The 17,831-nt window shown below is 72.1% G+C and carries 18 protein-coding genes and 3 tRNA genes; 15 read left to right on the forward strand and 6 right to left on the reverse strand.

Annotation, left to right across the window (positions count from 1 at the left end):
- The first annotated feature begins 3 nt into the window (after positions 1–3).
- Together ACIQM4_RS12855 and ACIQM4_RS12860 are read left to right on the forward strand one after the other, a co-directional pair.
- Positions 4–1,023 carry a glycosyltransferase family 2 protein gene (locus ACIQM4_RS12855; RefSeq protein WP_401589969.1) on the forward strand — a complete coding sequence of 340 codons (1,020 nt, stop codon included), beginning with the start codon at positions 4–6 and terminating at the stop codon, positions 1,021–1,023.
- Complete coding sequence (locus tag ACIQM4_RS12860) at positions 1,020–2,048, forward strand: glycosyltransferase family 4 protein (protein WP_401589972.1); 1,029 nt, start codon at positions 1,020–1,022, stop codon at positions 2,046–2,048. Before ACIQM4_RS12855 ends, ACIQM4_RS12860 begins: the two co-directional genes overlap by 4 nt.
- Positions 2,049–2,133: 85 nt before the next feature.
- On the opposite strand, the gene ACIQM4_RS12865 is transcribed toward ACIQM4_RS12860, so the two are convergent.
- On the reverse strand, positions 2,134–2,886 hold the full coding sequence (locus ACIQM4_RS12865; protein WP_401589975.1) for a phytanoyl-CoA dioxygenase family protein: 753 nt from the start codon (positions 2,884–2,886) through the stop codon (positions 2,134–2,136).
- A 221-nt stretch (positions 2,887–3,107) separates the two neighbouring features.
- On the opposite strand from ACIQM4_RS12865, the gene ACIQM4_RS12870 reads away from it, so the two are divergent.
- Positions 3,108–3,806, forward strand: coding sequence for an HAD family hydrolase (locus ACIQM4_RS12870; protein WP_401589978.1), 699 nt, complete (start codon positions 3,108–3,110; stop codon positions 3,804–3,806).
- A complete protein-coding gene (locus tag ACIQM4_RS12875) occupies positions 3,803–4,735 on the forward strand; it encodes an NAD-dependent epimerase/dehydratase family protein (RefSeq protein WP_401589981.1) in 933 nt (310 codons plus the stop codon). Before ACIQM4_RS12870 ends, ACIQM4_RS12875 begins: the two co-directional genes overlap by 4 nt.
- A 69-nt stretch (positions 4,736–4,804) precedes the next feature.
- Here the strand turns inward: ACIQM4_RS12875 and ACIQM4_RS12880 are convergent, their stop codons facing one another.
- A complete protein-coding gene (locus ACIQM4_RS12880; RefSeq protein WP_401589984.1) occupies positions 4,805–6,265 on the reverse strand; it encodes an NAD(P)/FAD-dependent oxidoreductase in 1,461 nt (486 codons plus the stop codon).
- Between the two features lie 183 nt (positions 6,266–6,448).
- On the opposite strand from ACIQM4_RS12880, the gene ACIQM4_RS12885 reads away from it, so the two are divergent.
- The 7 genes from ACIQM4_RS12885 (at position 6,449) to ACIQM4_RS12915 (ending at position 13,364) form a co-directional block, all read left to right on the forward strand.
- Positions 6,449–7,309 carry a phytanoyl-CoA dioxygenase family protein gene (locus tag ACIQM4_RS12885; RefSeq protein WP_401589987.1) on the forward strand — a complete coding sequence of 287 codons (861 nt, stop codon included), beginning with the start codon at positions 6,449–6,451 and terminating at the stop codon, positions 7,307–7,309.
- Positions 7,306–8,358, forward strand: a complete 1,053-nt coding sequence (locus ACIQM4_RS12890; protein ID WP_401589990.1) for a methyltransferase — start codon at positions 7,306–7,308, stop codon at positions 8,356–8,358. The genes ACIQM4_RS12885 and ACIQM4_RS12890 overlap by 4 nt, the downstream gene beginning before the upstream one ends.
- 247 nt (positions 8,359–8,605) lie before the next feature.
- Positions 8,606–9,646: a GDP-mannose 4,6-dehydratase gene (locus tag ACIQM4_RS12895; RefSeq protein ID WP_401590170.1), complete on the forward strand. Its 1,041-nt coding sequence runs from the start codon at positions 8,606–8,608 to the stop codon at positions 9,644–9,646.
- A gap of 29 nt (positions 9,647–9,675) precedes the next feature.
- Positions 9,676–11,037, forward strand: coding sequence for an NDP-hexose 2,3-dehydratase family protein (locus ACIQM4_RS12900; RefSeq protein WP_401589993.1), 1,362 nt, complete (start codon positions 9,676–9,678; stop codon positions 11,035–11,037).
- 5 nt (positions 11,038–11,042) lie between these two features.
- Positions 11,043–12,053 (forward strand): Gfo/Idh/MocA family protein, encoded by a 1,011-nt coding sequence (locus ACIQM4_RS12905; RefSeq protein ID WP_401589996.1) that lies wholly within the window; start codon positions 11,043–11,045, stop codon positions 12,051–12,053.
- On the forward strand, positions 12,043–13,089 hold the full coding sequence (locus ACIQM4_RS12910; RefSeq protein ID WP_401589999.1) for an NAD-dependent epimerase/dehydratase family protein: 1,047 nt from the start codon (positions 12,043–12,045) through the stop codon (positions 13,087–13,089). The genes ACIQM4_RS12905 and ACIQM4_RS12910 overlap by 11 nt, the downstream gene beginning before the upstream one ends.
- Entirely contained in the window at positions 13,086–13,364 is a 279-nt protein-coding gene (locus ACIQM4_RS12915) for a hypothetical protein (RefSeq protein ID WP_401590002.1), read from the forward strand. Before ACIQM4_RS12910 ends, ACIQM4_RS12915 begins: the two co-directional genes overlap by 4 nt.
- Before the next feature lie 69 nt (positions 13,365–13,433).
- On the opposite strand, the gene ACIQM4_RS12920 is transcribed toward ACIQM4_RS12915, so the two are convergent.
- The 4 genes from ACIQM4_RS12920 to ACIQM4_RS12935 all read right to left on the reverse strand — a co-directional run bounded on the left by ACIQM4_RS12920 (position 13,434) and on the right by ACIQM4_RS12935 (position 15,340).
- Positions 13,434–13,510, reverse strand: a tRNA-Phe gene (locus tag ACIQM4_RS12920).
- Positions 13,511–13,532: 22 nt separating this feature from the next.
- A tRNA-Asp gene (locus ACIQM4_RS12925) sits at positions 13,533–13,607 on the reverse strand.
- 37 nt (positions 13,608–13,644) lie between these two features.
- Positions 13,645–13,717: transfer RNA gene (locus ACIQM4_RS12930), tRNA-Glu, on the reverse strand.
- Positions 13,718–13,798: 81 nt separating this feature from the next.
- A complete protein-coding gene (locus ACIQM4_RS12935; RefSeq protein ID WP_401590004.1) occupies positions 13,799–15,340 on the reverse strand; it encodes a metallophosphoesterase in 1,542 nt (513 codons plus the stop codon).
- A gap of 198 nt (positions 15,341–15,538) precedes the next feature.
- On the opposite strand from ACIQM4_RS12935, the gene ACIQM4_RS12940 reads away from it, so the two are divergent.
- The 4 genes from ACIQM4_RS12940 (at position 15,539) to ACIQM4_RS12955 (ending at position 17,652) form a co-directional block, all read left to right on the forward strand.
- Positions 15,539–15,889 (forward strand): metallopeptidase family protein, encoded by a 351-nt coding sequence (locus ACIQM4_RS12940; protein WP_401590007.1) that lies wholly within the window; start codon positions 15,539–15,541, stop codon positions 15,887–15,889.
- Between the two features lie 53 nt (positions 15,890–15,942).
- Positions 15,943–16,479, forward strand: coding sequence for a CrcB family protein (locus tag ACIQM4_RS12945; protein ID WP_401590010.1), 537 nt, complete (start codon positions 15,943–15,945; stop codon positions 16,477–16,479).
- Entirely contained in the window at positions 16,476–16,847 is a 372-nt protein-coding gene (crcB, locus tag ACIQM4_RS12950; RefSeq protein ID WP_401590013.1) for a fluoride efflux transporter CrcB, read from the forward strand. Before ACIQM4_RS12945 ends, crcB begins: the two co-directional genes overlap by 4 nt.
- A 211-nt stretch (positions 16,848–17,058) precedes the next feature.
- Positions 17,059–17,652 carry a hypothetical protein gene (locus ACIQM4_RS12955; protein ID WP_401590016.1) on the forward strand — a complete coding sequence of 198 codons (594 nt, stop codon included), beginning with the start codon at positions 17,059–17,061 and terminating at the stop codon, positions 17,650–17,652.
- Positions 17,653–17,831: the final 179 nt, after the last annotated feature.

The raw sequence follows: 17,831 nt of genomic DNA on the forward strand, positions 1-17,831 counted from the left end.
AAGATGAGTTCCGAACGCCGGCCCCGAGTCATGACGATCACCGTGGGGACCAACGAGCTGCGCTGGCTGGACCGTTGCATCCAATCCTTGCTGGACAGCGACACCACCGGGTTCGACCTGGAGGTCTGCTACGTCGACAACGACTCGGCGGACGGCAGTGTCGAGCACGTGCGTACGGCCTACCCCGCGGTGACGGTCATCCGCAACGAGCGCAACCTGGGCTTCGCCGGGGCGAACAACGTCGGCATGCGCCGGGCGCTGGAGACCGGCGCGGACCACGTGTTCCTCGTCAACCCCGACACCTGGACACCGCCCGGCCTCGTGCGGGGACTGACCGAAGTGGCCGAGCAGTGGCCGCAGTACGGCATCCTCGGCCCGCTCCAGTACCGCTACGACGCCGACTCCACCTCGCTCGACGAGTTCAACGAGTGGACGCAGACCGCGCTGTGGCTCGGTGAGCAACACGCCTTCGCCGGCGACGGGCTCGACCACCCGTCGCCGGCCGGCCCCGCGCAGGGGCGGGCCCCGCGGACCCTGGAACACGCCTACGTACAGGGCGCGGCGCTCTTCGCCAGGACCGAGATGCTGCGCGAGACCGGGCTGTTCGACGAGGTGCTGCACACCTACTACGAGGAGACCGACCTGTGCCGCCGGGCCCGCTGGGCGGGCTGGCGGGTGGCCCTGCACCTGGACCTGGGCATCCAGCACCGGGGCGCCGGAGGGGCCGCCGTGGCCAGTACGTACAGCCGGGTCCACATGCGGCGCAACCGCTACTACTACCTGCTGACCGACGTCGACTGGCACCCGGCGAAGGCCGCCAGGCTCGCCGGGCGGTGGCTCGTGGCGGACCTCCTGGGGCACAGCGTCGTCGGCCGCGTCCCCGCCGCGACGGGAGCGCGCGAGACGGCCGAGGCGCTGCGCTGGCTCGCCGACCGGGTGCCGACCATGCGCACCCGCCGCCGGGACCACCGCGCGCTGCGCTCCCGGGGCGGGCGGACCGCGCCGAAGGGAGCCCTGCGGTGAAGCCGTTGAAGGTCGCGCTGGTCAACATCCCGCTGCGGGTGCCGGGGAGCGACAAGTGGATCACCGTGCCCCCGCAGGGGTACGGAGGCATCCAGTGGGTCGTCGCCAACCTGATGGACGGACTGCTGGAACTCGGGCACGAGGTCTTCCTGCTGGGAGCCCCCGGCAGCCTGGCCGGGCGCCCCGGGCTGACCGTCGTGCCGGTCGGCGAACCGCAGGAGATCCAGCAGTGGCTGCGGACCTCGGACGTCGACGTGGTGCACGACCACAGCGGGGGCGTGATCGGTCCGGCCGGGCTGCCGCCGGCCACCGCGTTCCTCAGTTCGCACCACTTCACCACCCGGGCGGTCAACCCCGTGGGCTGCACCTACAGTTCACGGGCGCAGCGCGCGCACTGCGGCGGCGGTGACGACGCACCCGTGATCCCCATCCCGGTCGACCCGGCGCGCTACCGGCCGGCCGGGGGCGGGGTGGCCAAGGAGGACTTCCTGCTCTTCCTGGGGCGGGTCTCCCCGCACAAGGGCGCGTTGGAGGCTGCGGCGTTCGCGCACGCGTGCGGCGTGCGCCTGGTGCTCGGCGGGCCCGTCTGGGAGCCGGAGTACTTCGAGGAGATCACCCGCCGGTACGGCTCGGTCGTCGAGCCGATCGGTGAGGTGGGCGGTGAACGGCGGCTCGGCCTGCTCGCCTCCGCCCGTGCGGTGCTGGTCATGTCCCAGCCCGTCACCGGTCCGTGGGGCGGTGTGTGGTGCGAGCCCGGCGCCACGGTGGTCTCCGAGGCCGCCGCGAGCGGCACGCCCGTCGTGGGCACCGGCAACGGCTGTCTGGCGGAGATCGTGCCCTCGGTCGGCAGGATCGTGGACTACGGAACCGGCTTCGCGCCGGACGCGGCCCGCGGGACCCTGGAGGAGTTGCCGGCGCCGGACGAGGTGCGGAGCGCGGCGGAGCGGCTGTGGGGCCATGTGTCGATCGCCGGGCGCTATGTGGAGCAGTACCGGAGGCTGTTGTCCGGCGTGACCTGGAAGTGAGATGCCGGAGGCTGTTGTCCGGCGTGACCTGGAAGTGAGCTGCCGAGGTCCGCGGCGGCCGGGCCGCCCGGACCTCGGCAGCTTTTCAGCGCTCGTCCAGCCAGGGCCGCGGTTCGGGGTCGGTGACCTCCTCGACCGGCCCCATGAAGACCAGCACGTAGGCCCTGCGCGGCTGTCCGGTGAGGTTCGGGCCCGCGTAGTGCGGAGCGCGCAGGGCGTGCACCACGGCCTCCCCGGGCGCGAGGGGGACGGGCGCCCCCGCGGCCGGGTCCACCGCGTCGGTCACCAGGCCCCGGATGCGGTCGTCGCCGTCTATGTGCCGGTGCGGCAGTACCGGGCCCAGGTGGCCGCCGGGCACGTAGTGCAGACAGCCGCTGTCCACGGTGGCCTCGTCCAGCGTGGTCCAGATGCTCAGCCCCCGGCGGCGCCAGCGCGGGTCCATGTAGCCCTCGTCCTGGTGCCAGGGCGTCGCCGCGCCGTAGTTCGCCGGTTTCGAAATGGCGTGCCCGTAGAAGTCGAGTTCGTCCTCGGGGATTTCCAGGAGCCGCGCGGCGATCGCCCGGCACCGCTGGAAATGGGCGCTCTCGACCAATTCGGGGACGAACTTCTCCGGACGTACGATCTGCGGCAGCCGGGCCGGCTGATCGGAATCCTGTCGTGCCGCGATGTCGAAGTAGTCACCCGTCGCGAAGTCGGCGTTCTCGGAGAACAGGCGGTCGTACACACCGCGCAGCCACTCCAGCTCCGTGTCGTCCACCAGGCGTGGCAGCGACGCGAATCCGTCGTCCCGGAAGGCTGCCCGGTGCTCTTCGCCGATCACCGTTTCCATGGCCTCCATCAATGGCTCCCTTCGTCAGGTATTCGAGGAGTACGATATGGTCCTCCCCGAAATATGGCATCAGCTTCGGCCGGAGAATAGTGAATTAACTAGACTCTTTCCGGCGGTGTGGATTCCCCGGCCTGCGGGCGGCAATCCCATTGATACGCGTGCAATACTCTCGCAGCGACGTATGCAAAATACGGGAGCTGGTTTCTATGAGTGGACACAGTGCGATTGCATTGGATGTCGGGGGAGTCATCTACTTTGACGAGCCCTTCGAACTGGCATGGCTTCAGGGGACCTTCGATCTCGCGGTCGCCGCCGATCCCGGAGTCACCCTGCGGGATTTCGTCGAGGACACCGAGCGCTTCTACCTGGGCGGCGCCGCGCCCGACGGCCGGCCCGGCCTGCTCGCCTCGGCGGCGGCCGACGCGAGCTGGGCGCGCGTGCGCCGGGCCTGGCGCGAACTGGCCCAGGAGATACCAGGTTCCGTCGGGGCGGTGCGGGCGCTCGCCCTCGAACTGCCGACGGCCGTGGTCGCCAACCAGCCGCCGGAGTGCGCCGACGTGCTCGCCGACTGGGGGCTGACCGACTCCCTGGCGCCGGTGGTCCTCGACTGCTTCGAAGGGGTCGCCAAGCCCGACCCGCGACTGCTCGGCATCGCCCTGGCCAGACTGGACGTCCCGCCCGACAGGCTGCTGGTGGTGGGCAACCGCGTCGACCACGACGTGACACCCGCCCGCTCACTGGGCTGCCCGGCGGTCTTCGTGCTGGCGCGGGACGACTACCGCGTACCGCCGGGCGTCCATCCGGACATCACCCGGGCCTACCGCGCGCTGCGCCAGGTCCGTACCGCGCCGCCGGGGGACGACGTGCCGCGGGTGGCCTCGCTCGCCGAGCTGGTGGCGTCGCCCCTGCTGCGTCTCGGAGCGACGTGACCACGGCGGACCGGCCGCCCGGCCCGCGCACGGCGGTGATCGGGGCCACCGGTTTCATCGGGTCCCATCTGGTGGCGGGGCTCACCGCCGAAGGGTCGGGGCCCCCGGCCGCCTTCAACCGGGCGTTCCCACCGGTGACCGGCGGCCGTGCGGCCCCGGGGCTCGCGGCGGCGGACGTCGTGTACTTCCTGGCCGCCGGACTGAGCCCGGTCCTCGCCGAGCAGCGCCCCGACCTGGTGGAGGCCGAACGCGCCCTGCTGGCACAGGTGTTGGAGGCGCTGTCCGCACAGGGGCGCCGTCCGGTGCTCGTACTGGCCAGCTCGGGCGGGTCCGTCTACGCACCCGAGATCGCGCCCCCGTACCGCGAGGCCACGCCCACCAGGCCCGACTCCGCCTACGGGCACGCCAAGCTCCGCCTCGAGAACGAACTGGCGCAGTACGCGGACGCCGTCCGTGCCGTGGTGGCCAGGCTGAGCAATGTCTACGGCCCCGGCCAGCGGGCGGCGCGCGGGTTCGGTGTGCTGCCGCACTGGCTGTCGGCGGCCGCCAGGGGCGAACCCGTCCGGGTGTTCGGCGATCCGCACGTGGTGCGGGACTACGTCCACGTCGACGACGTCACCCGGCTCCTGCTCACGCTGCGCCGCGGGGCGCACGGCGGCCGTCTGCCCGCCGTGGTGAACGTCGGATCGGGCGCACCCACCTCGCTGAGCGGGCTGCTGGACATCGTCTCCACGGTGACCGGCGGCTCCGTCGCGGTGCGCTGGGAGCGGGGACGCTCCTTCGACCACCGGGGCAACTGGCTGGACGTCTCACGGGCCCGCGCCGAACTCGGCTGGCAGGCCACCGTGCCGCTGGCCGAGGGCGTACGGCAGTGCTGGGCCCGGGTGCTCGACGACCTCGCCCGGGTCCGGTCCGTCCCGACGCGCTAGGCCCGCGGTTCGCCCCCCGGGGCCCGGCCCGCTGCTCACCGGGGCCCGGAGGGGCGGGTGTTGCTCCGGTCAGGCCTTGGCCCGGCCGATTCCCAGGGTCGGGCTGGTCACCAGGTAGAGCCCGGTCGCGGGGTCGTAGAGGTCGTGCGCGTCCATCTTCCCGGGCGCCTCGCTGACCGGGGCCCGCGGCGTGCGGGCCGCCGCCATCAGCCGCGCGCTCTCGGCCGCCTCCAGCAGCTGGCGCACGGAGTTGTCCCCCGGCAGGGCGACCGCGTCGGCGTGCGCCTGCTGCGCGTGGTCCTCGTGCGTGCCGGTGACGGCGTCGTGGATGTCGGCGAGCCCCGCGACCAGCTCGGCGAACGCCACCGCGCCGTCGACCTGCTCGTACTCGGTGCCGGCCCGCTCCGGGGCCATCGCGTCGGCGAGCTCGAAGTAGGCCTCCTTGCCCGCGTGTTGCTGGTACACGCCGGACACCAGGGTAAACAGCCGCTGGTAGGAGTTGCGGTACAGCGACTCGTAGAACGTCCCGGCCTCCTGCTCGGTGACGTCCTCGTTCACCGTGGCCAGCACCGAGGCCGCCGCCAGCATGCCGCTGTACAGGGCCAGGTGGACGCCGGTGGAGAGCAGCGGGTCGAGGAAGCAGGCGGCGTCGCCCGCGATGTAGTAGCCGGGGCCGTGGAAGCTGTCGGCCACGTAGGAGAAGTCCTGCTCCACGTGGACGCCCGGCTGGTACTCGCCGTTCGCCATGAGGTCGCGGACGGTCGGGGACTCCTCGACCAGCGCGGCCAGCAGCCCCTCCAGGTCGTCGTGGTCCCGGCGGCGCTCCAGGAACCGGTCCTGGTGGCAGACGAAACCGACGCTGTAGCGGTCCCCGCGAAGCGGGATCACCCAGTACCAGCCGTCCTTGGCGCCGATGACGTTGATGCCGCCCGTGGGCGAGGTGGGCAGCAGGGAGCCGCCCTGCCAGTAACCCCAGATCGCGACGTTGCGGAAGATCTCCTGCGGGCGGCGGTTCTTCAGGTGCTGAGAGGAGATGACGCCGGCCCGCCCCGATGCGTCGATGACGTAGTCGAACTCCCCGCCGACCAGTTCACCGGTGTCGGGGTCCAGCCACTCGGCCCCGGTCGCCCGGTCGCCGTCGAACAGCACGCGCTTGACCGTGACGCCCTCGGTGACGTCGACGCCCTGCTTGACCGCGTTCTTCAGGAGCACGTGGTCGAAGTCGTCGCGGTCGACCTGCCAGGAGCGGACGTCCGAGCCGAAGATCTTCGGCCAGTCGATCGACCAGTCCTCCTTGCCCCAGCGGAGCAGCACGCCGTTCTTCACGGTGTAGCCGCGGGAGTCGACCTCCTCCAGGGCGCCGACGAGGTCGACTATCGTGCGGCACGAGGAGGCGATGGATTCGCCGATGTGGTAGCGGGGAAATGTCTCCCGTTCCAACAGCTTGACGGACATTCCCGCCTTGCTGAGCAAGGAGGCCGCCGTGGACCCTGCCGGCCCACCGCCGATCACGAGCACATTGTTGGACATCCGACTCCTCGCTAGGAATTCAGGTTTCACGGCGCAGGGCATTGCACATGCCTAATCGTGAAATACTTTCCAAAGTGTAGTCGTGACGCTCTAGTGGAATTTCTAGTACTTCTTCGCACGCGGCTATGTAGCATCCCGCTTCGGGGTTGGTGTCGAACTAAGCGACCCCGGTAAAGGAGCGTCATGGGAACCTGCGTACTGACCGGGGCACAGCTCGACAGCTTCGTCTCCGACGGCTTCATCCACCTGCCGGGTGCGTTCCCCGCGGAGCTCGCCGACGAGGCGCGCGCCCTGCTGTGGCGGCAGCTGGAGATGGACCCCGACGACCCGGCCACCTGGACGCGCGAGGTCGTCCGGCTGGGGGTGCGCGACGACGACGTGTTCGTCCGCGCCGCCAACACCCCCGTCCTGCACGCCGCCTACGACCAGCTCGCGGGGGAGGGCCGGTGGCAGCCGCTGACCCAGGTCGGCACCTTCCCGGTGCGCTTCCCCGTACCGAAGAGGCCGGAGGAGACCGAGGACTACGGCTGGCACATCGACGCCAGCTTCCTGGCCGACGACGCGGACGCCGACCGGGACTGGTCCGGTGAGCTGGACGTGATCCCGCCGGACTACGACAAGGTCTTCCGGTACAACGTGCGCTCCCGCGGCCGGGCGCTGCTGCTGCTGTTCCTGTTCTCCGACACCGGGGAACAGGACGCGCCGACGCTGATCCGCGCCGGCTCCCACCTGGACGTGCCACCGCTGCTGGAGCCGTACGGCGAGGCGGGCACCTACCTGGAGGCCGCCGAGGTGGGACGGGACCGTCCGCTCAGGTCCGCGACGGGCAAGGCCGGGGACGTCTATCTGTGCCACCCCTTCCTGGTGCACACACCGGTGGCCAACACCGGCTCCCGCCCGCGGTTCATGGCGCAGCCCAACCTGCTCCCCGTGGGGGAGCTCGAACTCGACCGCCCCGACGGGCGGTACACCCCGGTGGAGCGGGCCGTGCGCAGAGGCCTCGGCGAGGACGCGCCGCAGACGAGAGGACCGGTGACGCGATGACGGAGCAGCGGACCGAGGCGCCCCCCTGGACGGATTTGGTCAGGCTGGTGTTCGGCGGGATGGCCACCCAGGTGGTGGGCCTCGCGGTGCGGCTCGGCCTGCCCGACGCGATCGGGGACGGGGAGCGGGACGCCGGCGCCCTGGCCCGTGACTTCGGCAGCGAACCCACCGCCATGAACCGGCTGTTGCGCGGCCTGGCCGCGCTCGGGGTGCTGCGCGAGCGGGAGCCGGGCGTCTTCGCGCTGACCCAGGTCGGGCAGTTGCTGCGGGCGGAGAGTACGCCCTCCTTCCACTCACTGGCCCGGATGCTCACCGACCCCGCGGTCGCCACGGCATGGCAGCACCTGGACCACAGCGTCCGCACCGGCGGCCCGGCCTTCGACGAGGTGTTCGGCCGCGACTTCTTCGCGTACCTGGCTGGCGACGCCGACCTGTCGGGGCTCTACAACGCGGCGATGAGCCAGGGCACCCGGGGCGTCGCCTCGCTGGTCGCGTCCGAGCAGGACTTCTCGGCCGTCCGCACGGTGGTGGACGTCGGGGGCGGCGACGGGACGCTGCTGGCCGAGGTGCTGCGCGCACACCCGGCGCTGCGCGGAGTGCTGTACGACACGGAGGCGGGGGCCGCCCAGGCCAAGGACGTGCTGTCGGCGGAGGGCGTCGCGGACCGCTGCACGGTGGAGGTCGGCGACTTCTTCGCCGCCGTCCCCGGGGGCGGCGACCTCTACCTGCTCAAGAGTGTCGTCCACGGCTGGGAGGACGAGCGGGCCGCGACGATCCTCGCGCACTGCCGCCGGGCCCTGCCGGCGCACGGCCGGGTCGTCATGGTCGAGCACCTGCTGCCTGACACGGTGCCCGCGGACGCCGTGCCCACGACCTACCTCAACGACCTCAACCTGCTCGTCAACGGCAACGGCCTGGAGCGCACCCGCGGCGACTTCGAGCGGCTGTGCGCGGCGGCCGGTCTGACGGTCCTGGCGCTCGCACCGCTGGCCGGCACCGACCTGTGGCTGATCGAGGCCGTGCCCGCCCCGGCGGGGACGCCAGGATGACGTCCGTACGACTTCCCACGCCTCCCACCGGGCCCGACGAATATCATTTCCGGCTTTCGGTGAATTTCCGGACGGCCGCTGAGGGACGCTAGTGAATTCCCTATACTGCCGATCCGGACAGTGATTCACCTGAGTTTGTCACGTAGCATTTGCAATGACTGGTGATACGTATTTGCCCCGCGGTGTGTGGCAGCAGAATCCATGTGATCACGCCGTTCTGTGGGTCCCTCACGGCTGGGAGACGATTCTGTCTAAGAGAGCGCTCATAACGGGAATCACTGGCCAGGACGGCACTTATCTCGCGCGTCAACTCATCGAGTCCGGATACGAGGTATTCGGAATGGCCCGGGGCCAGGGCCGGCCCTACGCCCGCGACGGCCGTCCCCTGCACCCGGACATCCGCGTGGTGAGCGGCGACCTGCTCGACCAGACGAGCCTGATCGCCGCCGTCGAGCAGTCCGACCCGACGGAGATCTACAACCTCGGGGCCCTGTCGTACGTACCGGTCTCCTGGCAACAGCCCACCGTCGCAGCGGAGGTGACCGGCAAGGGCGTGCTGCGGATGCTGGAGGCCATCCGCATCACGGCGGGGCTCAGCAGCTCACGGACCACCAGCAGGGGCGTGCCACGGTTCTACCAGGCGTCGACGTCGGAGATGTTCGGCAAGGTACGGGAGACCCCGCAGAACGAGGGCACGCCCTTCCACCCCCGTAGTCCGTACGGGGTGGCCAAGGCGTTCGGGCACTACATGGTGCAGAACTACCGGGAGTCCTACGGGATGTTCGCGGTGAGCGGCATCCTGTTCAACCACGAGTCGCCGGTCCGCGGCCCCGAGTTCGTCACCCGGAAGGTGTCCCTCGCCGTGGCCGCCGTGAAGCTCGGCCTGATGGACAAGCTCCAGCTCGGCAACCTCGACGCGGAACGCGACTGGGGCTTCGCCGGGGACTACGTACGGGGCATGACCATGATGCTCGCCCAGGACGAGCCGGAGGACTTCGTCCTGGGCACCGGGATCACCCACCGGGTGCGCGACCTGGTGGAGTTCGCCTTCGCGCACGCCGGTCTCGACTGGCGTGAGCACGTGGAGGTGGACCCCCGGCTGCTGCGCCCGGCGGAGGTGGAGCTGCTCTGCGCCGACCTGAGCCGGGCCCGGCAGAAGCTCGGCTGGAAGCCCGAGGTCTCCTTCGAGGAACTGGTCACCATGATGGTCGACCACGACCTTCGGCTGCTGACCGACAGCGAGAAGGCCGTCGGCGAGGTCGTGCTCGAACAGGCCGGTCTGTGGTAGGCCTCCCGGCAGGCCGGGCGACGGACGTCGTGGACCTCCCCTCCCCGCCGTACCCGCCGGAGGCCGCGGGTGCGGAGTTCCACGACTGGTTCACGCGCTTCTCCGCCGCCGCGCAGTGCCTGGTGACCCGGGCGCCGCTGACCGAGCTGCGCGGATGGCGCTTCGACGCGGACACGGGCAACCTCGCCCACGAGTCCGGGGCCTTCTTCTCCGTCGAGGGCCTGCGGGTGCACACCAGTTACGGGCCGGTGCCCGAGTGGAGCCAGCCCATCATCAACCAGCCCGAGATCGGCATCCTCGGCATGCTGGTCAAGGAGGTGGACGGCGTCCCGCACTGCCTCGTGCAGGCGAAGATCGAGCCGGGCAACCACAACCGCGTCCAGCTGTCACCGACCGTCCAGGCCACCCGCAGCAACTACACACGTATCCACCGCGGCCGCAGCACCCGCTACCTGGAGTTCTTCACCCGGCCCGGCGCCGGCCGGACGCTGGTGGACGTCCTGCAGTCCGAGCAGGGCGCGTGGTTCCTGTGCAAGCGCAACCGCAACATGGTCGTCCAGGTGGCCGAGGACGTGCCCGCCGCCGAGGGGTACCACTGGCTGGCGCTGACCGAACTGCGGCGGCTGCTGCGGGTCGACGGCCTGGTCAACATGGACACCCGGACGGTGCTGGCCTGCCTGCCGACGGACGCGTTCCCCGACTTCAGGCCGGTGCCGGTAGGTGGCCTCGCGGCGGCGCTCGTCCTGTCGGCGACAGGCGCGGGCCCCGCCCTGCACGAGAGCGGGGCCGTGCTGCGGTGGTTCACCGGAGCCAAGAGCCGGCACGAACTGACCGCGCACCGCAGGCCCTTGCGCGACCTCCCCGGGTGGCACAGCACCCCGGAGCAGATAACCCACGAGGACGGACGGCACTTCGGCATCATCGGCGTGACCGCCGAGGTCGCCCACCGCGAGGTGGCCGTGTGGGACCAGCCGCTGCTGTCCCCGGAGGGCCGCGGCATCGTCGCGTTCGTCATCAAGGCCATCGAAGGGGTCGCACACCTGCTGGTCCACGCCCGGTTCCAGCCCGGCCTGCTGGACGGCGTCGAGATGGGGCCGACCGTGCAGTGCGTCCCGGACAACTACCCGGCGGGGCCGCCCCTGTTCCTCGACCACGTCCTGGCCGCAACGCGCGAACAGCTCCTCTACAGCGCCGTCCTGGCCGAGGAGGGCGGGCGCTTCTACCACTCGCAGAACAGCTACCTCCTGGTCGAGGCGGACGACGACTTCCCCGTGGCCGTACCCGAGGACTACTGCTGGATGACCGTCCATCAGCTCACCGGGCTCCTGAGGCACGGCTACTACGTCAACGTCGAGGCCCGGAGCCTGCTCGCCTGCCTGCAGAGTTGGTGACCCCCATGAACAACGAGCGTCCCGTGCGGCTGGGCATTCTCGGCTGCTCCGACATCGCCCGACGCCGTACCCTCCCGGCCGCCCTGAAGGTGCCGGAGGTGACGGTGACCGCTGTCGCCTCCCGGCGCGCGGACACCGCGCGTGCGGTGGCCGCCGAATTCGGCGGCGACGCCGTCGCCGGTTACGAGGCACTGCTGGAGCAGCCGGATGTCGACGCCGTCTACATCTCCCTGCCCACCGGTCTGCACCACGAGTGGACCGTGCGGGCACTGCGGGCCGGAAAGCACGTGCTCGCGGAGAAGCCGCTGACCGACCGGTACCCGGACACCGTCGCCGCGGTCCGCCTCGCGGACTCGCTCGGCCTGACCCTGCGGGAGAACCTGACCTTCACCCAGCACTCCCTGCACGACGCCGTGCACAAGATGCTCGGCGAGGGCGCCATCGGTGAACTGCGCTCCATGACGAGCGAGTTCGGCTTTCCCCCGCTGCCCGCCGGCAATGTCCGCTACCGGGCGGACCTGGCCGGCGGCAGCCTGCTGGACGCGGGCGTCTATCCGCTCGCCGCGGCGAGCATGTTCCTCGGGCCCGACCTCGACGTGGTCGGGGCGACGCTGCGCAGGGGAGCCGGCACCGAGGTCGACGTGGCGGGCGACGTGCTGCTGTGCGCGCCGGACGGCCGCACGGCGCACGTGGCCTTCGGATTCGAGCACGCCTACCGCTGTGCGTACACGCTGTGGGGGAGCGAGGGCCGGATCGTCGTCGAGCGTGCCTTCACCCCGCCGCCCGACTTCCGCCCCAGGGTGCGCCTGGAACGCGCCGACGGGGAGCGGGAGCACGTCCTGCCGGCCGACGATCAGTTCGCCGGCACCCTCACGGCCTTCGCCAGGGCCGTCACCGGGGGCGGGGCGGCGGCCCGCAGCACCCACGTCGTCGCACGGGCGCGGTTGGTGGCCCAGGTGCGGGACCGGGCACGGCTGCTCGGCGACGGCTGGTCAGGAGGAGCAGATGGCCGATGAGCGCGAGCGCGTTCTCGTCGCCGGTGGCACGGGGTTCGTGGGCCGTCAGCTGTGCGCGCACCTGATCGCGGCCGGGTCGGAGGTGACCACGATCGCCCGGCGGACACCGGACTTCCCGCTGCCGGGCCGGCTGCTCACCCTGGACGTCACCACGGCGTCGCCCGGTGAGCTGGCCGACGTGATCGACGCCGTCCGGCCGCACACGGTGGTCAACGCCATCGGCAGCAACTGGGGGATCGCCGAACGGGACATGGAGACGAACTGCACCGTGCCGACCCGCCGGCTGCTGGACGCGCTGCGGCGGGCCACGTGCCGGCCCTACGTCGTCCACCTGGGCTCGGTGCTGGAGTACGGACCGACCCTGCCCGGCGAGACGACCAGGACCGCGTCGCCGCCCCGGCCGACGACCGCTTACGGCAAGGCCAAGCTCATGGCGAGCCACGCGGTCCTGGAGGCCGCGGCGGAGGGCATCGTGGCGGCGGGCGTGCTGCGGATCGCCAATGTGGCGGGACCCGGCACCCCGGCGGTCAGCCTGCTCGGCCGGGTGGCCGGGGGGCTCGCGGACGCGGTCGCGCGGGACATGCTCCCGGCGGTCGTGGAGCTGTCCCAGCTGCGCGCCCATCGCGACTACGTGGACGTGCGCGACGTGTCGGACGCGGTGGTGGCCGCCACCCGGGCCCGCGTTCCGGGGCTGGTCGTCCCGATCGGACGCGGCGAGGCCGTGCCGGTGCGGGGCCTGGTCGACCTCCTCGTCGAGGTGAGCGGTGTGCCCGCCGAGGTCCGGGAGCTGCATGCCGACGCCACCGGCGCCGTCGGTGACGACTGGATCCAGGTCGACCCCCTGCCCGCCAGGGAGCTGCTGGGCTGGACCGCCGTCCGGACGTTGCGCGAGTCCGTGAGCGGGCTGTGGGCCGACACCCTGCGCACCCGCGGGCTCCACGGCCGCGCGGGGCTCTCCGGCGCACCGCACCGGGCCCCGGAGCGCACAGGGACGAACGAGCTGACGCGGAAAAGGGTGGGCGAATGGAGTACATGATCATTGAGATGGACGAGACGGTCCGGGACCGCCTGGCCACTCTCGCGCAGGACAAGGGGACGACGATCTCCGGGCTGGTCAGCGACCTGGTCGCGGACGCCCTGACGGAGAGCGAGCCGGTGGGACGGCCGCGGGTGGCACCGCGGCGGAAGCCGGACCGCACCCGGGCGGAGCGGGAGAGCGAGGCGGCGGCCGACGCGGCACTGGCCGCCCGCTTCGGCGACTGCGCCACCCAGGTGGGCCTGCAGGTGGGGTTTCTTCCGCCGGGATGGTGACCGGGGGCGGCTCGTGCTCCATGCATATGAAGAAGCCCCGGACGGCGTGCCGTCCGGGGCTTCTTCATGTGGTGGCTGGGGCCGGGATCGAACCGGCGACCTATCGCTTTTCAGGCGATCGCTCGTACCAACTGAGCTACCCAGCCACTCGGATCTTGCGATCCGTAGCGGTCCTGACGGGATTTGAACCCGCGGCCTCCACCTTGACAGGGTGGCGAGCACTCCAAACTGCTCCACAGGACCAAGCTTGTGCGAGCACGAGTCTCGCACAGGTGTTGCGTACCCCCAACGGGATTCGAACCCGTGCTACCGCCTTGAAAGGGCGGCGTCCTGGGCCACTAGACGATGAGGGCTAATTGGCCCGCCTGTGCGCCTTGCAGCGCGTCGGGGACGTGAGAAGCATATGGGATGCCGGGGGCGATCGCCAAAACGGTTTACCCGGACCGGGGCGCGGGCGTTTCCGAGGGGCCGTCCCCCGGGCTGTTCCCGTCCGGCAGATGGCGGCTGACCTCGGCCGTCGTCAGGCCGAGACCGCCGAGCGTGATCTCGTCCCAGGCCTGTAGCCGGCGGCTGTCGCGGTCCAGGTAGAGGAGCGAGGCACGGATCTTCTGCGGGTCGTCGTCCTCCACGGCGCGCAGTCCGCCGCCACCGGTGGAGCCCTCGACCATCAGCCGGGTGCCGCCGGCCAGCAGCTCGGTCTTCCGTTCGTGGGTGTGGCCGGCCAGGGCGAGCGGTACCTCCCCGGCCGACTGGGCGGCGGCCACCGGATTGTGGGCGACCGCGATGTCGACGGGCGTGCCGGCCGCCCTCTGGTCGCGGAGCGCGGCCGCGAGCTGGACCCCGGCGACGCGCTCGCTGCCGTCCCCCTGCGGCGCGACCGAGCGGTCCGGGGTGAACTGCGGATCGCCCGTGCCGGCGACGCGCAGCCCGCCCGCGACGGTGACGGCGCTCCCGTTGTCGAGCACGTGCACGTTCTTCAGGCGGGACATGTACGCCTGGGTGGCCGCCGAGTCGTGGTTGCCACGGACCCAGAGGTACGGGGCTCCCAGGTCAGGGATCGCGTCGAGGAAGACGTTCTCGGCGGAGCTGCCGTGGTCCATGGTGTCACCGGAATCGATGATCGCGTCGATGTCGTACTGCTCGACGAGCGAGCCGATGATGCTCCAGGACGCCGGGTTGAGGTGGATGTCCGAGACGTGCAGGACGCGCATCGTGGTGGGGGACGGCTGGTACGCGGGCAGGCTGGAGGTCGCGTCGTAGAGCTTGGTGACATTGGTGACCAGCCGGGCGAGCTCCTGCTGGTACACGTCGAAGTCGGAGACGATGCTGCGGGCGTCACCGACGACCGAGGGGGCCGAGGAGAGCAGCCCGGAGAACTTCGGCTCCAGGACCGACTTCGGGTTCCAGGTGGCGAACGCGGTGACGCCGGACGCGGCCAGCAGGGCGAGTGCGAGGCCCCCGGCGGCCAGGGCGCGGCGGGGGCGGCGGTACACCGCGAGCCCGAGCGCGCAGGCCCCCGCGAGAACGGCCACGGAGGACCGCAGGGCCAGGTCGAACGCACCGGCCCCGACGTCCTGGGTGATCTCCTCCTGGAGCCCGGAGATCCGCTCCGGATGGTTGACCAGGGCCGCCGCCCGGTCCGGGTCGAGCTGGTCGACGTCCACGTCGAGCCGGAGCGGGGCGGTGTGCGACTTGAGCTCCAGGGCGCCCAGCGGGGACACATTGATCTTGGTGCCGCCGCTGAGGGACGGACGCAGGGTCATCGTGGTGTCCACCGGCCCGACCGGCGTACGCACGTCGCCCACCGTGAGGAGCCCGAGCCAGGCCCCGAGCAGCACGACGGCGACGAGGCCCAGGCCCCGCGCCCAGGGGTGCGGGGTGTGCAGGAGGGCGCTGGTGGGCGCGGTGTGGTGCGAGCGGTAGCGCCGGGTGAGGCGGGCGGTGGTGGCGCGTAAGCGGAGGCGGGCTCGGGCCATTGGGGGCGTATGCCCGGCGGGGGGACAGCCATGCCGGAGAAACGGTTCCGTACGCAGGAAGAGTGAGCCGGCCCGGGGCGGACGGAGGCCCGGCCGGGGCGGTCACGGCAATGCCGGGCACGCCCGCGTCCCCGTCTGCCGCGCCCGCGCCGCGTCGGTGTCGGTGCCGGACCGGGGCGGGGTCGGCAGAATGGGAGGGTGCTGGAGATGACGCGTGAGGAGTTCGAGGAACTGGTCGCCGAGGCGCTGGACCGGATACCGCCTGAGCTGACGCGGTTGATGGACAACGTCGCGGTCTTCGTCGAGGACGAGCCCGCGAAGAACGACCCGGACCTGCTGGGCCTCTACGAAGGGACGCCGCTGACCGACCGCGGGGAGTGGTACGCGGGTGTACTGCCGGACCGCATCACCATCTACCGCGGACCCACCCTGCGGATGTGCGAGAACAGGGAGGACGTGGTCGCGGAGACGGAGATCACCGTCGTCCACGAGATCGCCCACCACTTCGGGATCGACGACGAGCGCCTGCACGCCCTGGGGTACGGGTGAGCGACGCGCGGCCGGGGAGCGGGCGTGGCGGCGGCGGGGGCGTGGGCGGGGGCGTGGGCGCTTCGGGCGGCGGCCCCGGCACGGACCCCGAGGGTGGCCCGGGGCCCGCTCCCGACAGCTGCGGGGCCGCTCCCGACAACGGCCGCGGAACGGCCCGCCCGTGGCCGGTGCTCGGGGCGGTGTCGGCCGGTGGCGCGCTCGGGGCCCTGACGCGTTACGCCGCGCTGCTGGCCTGGCCCGCGCCCGCCGGAGCCGTCCCCTGGGTGGTGCTCGGCATCAACGTGCTCGGGTCCGCGCTGATCGGGGTGCTGATGGTGCTGGTGGCCGAGGGCGGGCGCGGCGCGCATCCGCTGGTGCGGCCGTTTCTGGGGGTGGGCGTGCTCGGGGGCTTCACGTCGTTCTCCACGTACGCCATGGACATGAGCGGACTGCTGGGGCGCGGGGCGCCCTTCGCCGCGCTCCTGTACGGGGGCGGCACGCTCCTCGGCGCGCTGGCCGCGGTCTGGGCGGCGGCGGCCGTGACGCGTCGCCTGAGCGGTGACCGCTCGCCCGCGGTACGGGGACGGCGGACCCGGGGGCGTACCGCGTGAACTGGCTGCTGGTGCTGATCGGCGGGGCGGTCGGGGCGCCGCTGCGGTATCTGACGGACCGTGCGGTGCAGGCGCGGCACCCGTCCGCCTTCCCCTGGGGGACGTGCACGGTGAACGCCGCCGGGAGCCTGGTGCTGGGGGTGGTCACGGGGGCGGTCGCGTCCGGCGCGGCCACCTCGTCCGTGCAACTCCTGGTCGGCACGGGGCTCTGCGGCGCCCTCACGACGTACTCGACCTTCTCCTACGAGACGTTGCGGCTGGCCGAGAGCGGGCAGCGCTTCCTCGCGGGGGCGAACGCGGCGGTGTCCGTACTGGTCGCGCTGGGCGCGGTGACCCTGGGGCTCGCGCTCGGCGGATCCGGCGGGTAGCGCGGGGCCGGGCGGGCGGTGTGCGTGCGGGGCGGGAGGTGTGGCGACGGTGTCCGGGGGGTGGCGGCGCGGTGGTGGTCGCGTGCCCGCGCGTGTCCCCGGCGGGGGAATGGGAGTTGAGAGGGCAGACCCCAACTCGCCGTACGGCCCCGGGAGTGTCGCAGACCCGTGCGCCGACACCCCCTTGGCCGTCATTGCCGGAGGTGCGCCCGTGCGCCAGTTGCCCACCCCTGTCCGACTCGCCGCCGCGGCGCTCGCGGTGGCGGCCTCCGCAGGTTGCATGAGCGTGAGTGACGGCGAGGGCAGACCCCTCCCGGCCCGCCCCGCCGCCAAACAGGAGCAGGCCGGCCCCGACGCGGGCGCGGCGGAGAGCGGCGAAGGCAGGCGGCGCACCGACTCGAAGCCCGTCTCGCGTGCCGAGGGTGGTACGGGGGAGGGACCGGCCGAGGGTCCGACGGTCGCCCCGGACGCCTCGCCGGGCCCCGAGGCCACCCCCTCGAAGGGCTCCCCCGGCGACGCCCCCCACGCCACGCCGTCCCCGGGGGCCGGAGGTGGTGGCGGCAGGGCCACGCCGTCCACCAGGGCGCCCTCACCGTCCGCGACCCGCCCGACCCAGCGGCCCAGTCCTTCGCCGCCGCCGACCAGGCCGCCCGAGCCGACCCCGACACCGACCGAGCCGTCGACGCCGCCCCCGCCGTCCGAGTCCCCCGCGGCGCAGAACCGTGCCGATGGGACGCAGGCGCCCGTGCGATACCGCGGGGGACAGCCGGGTCAGGTGGTAAATCCGCAGGTGGAAGCGGTGTAGCGCCGTCGATTTGCCAGGTGAGGGGGAGGGTGCGTATGGTTATAGATCGTTTGATCCCATTGCCCGGCGCCGACACAGAAGAGCGCCGTGTGGCGCGTACTCTCCCTTGCCGTGACTGACCGCATCGAGGCGGTTTCACTTGCGATTCACGGAGTTTGGGCGCGTGCCGAGACTCCGAG

It is taken from the genome of Streptomyces sp. NPDC091272, assembly GCF_044757485.1.
In the GTDB taxonomy this organism is placed as follows: Bacteria; Actinomycetota; Actinomycetes; order Streptomycetales; family Streptomycetaceae; genus Streptomyces.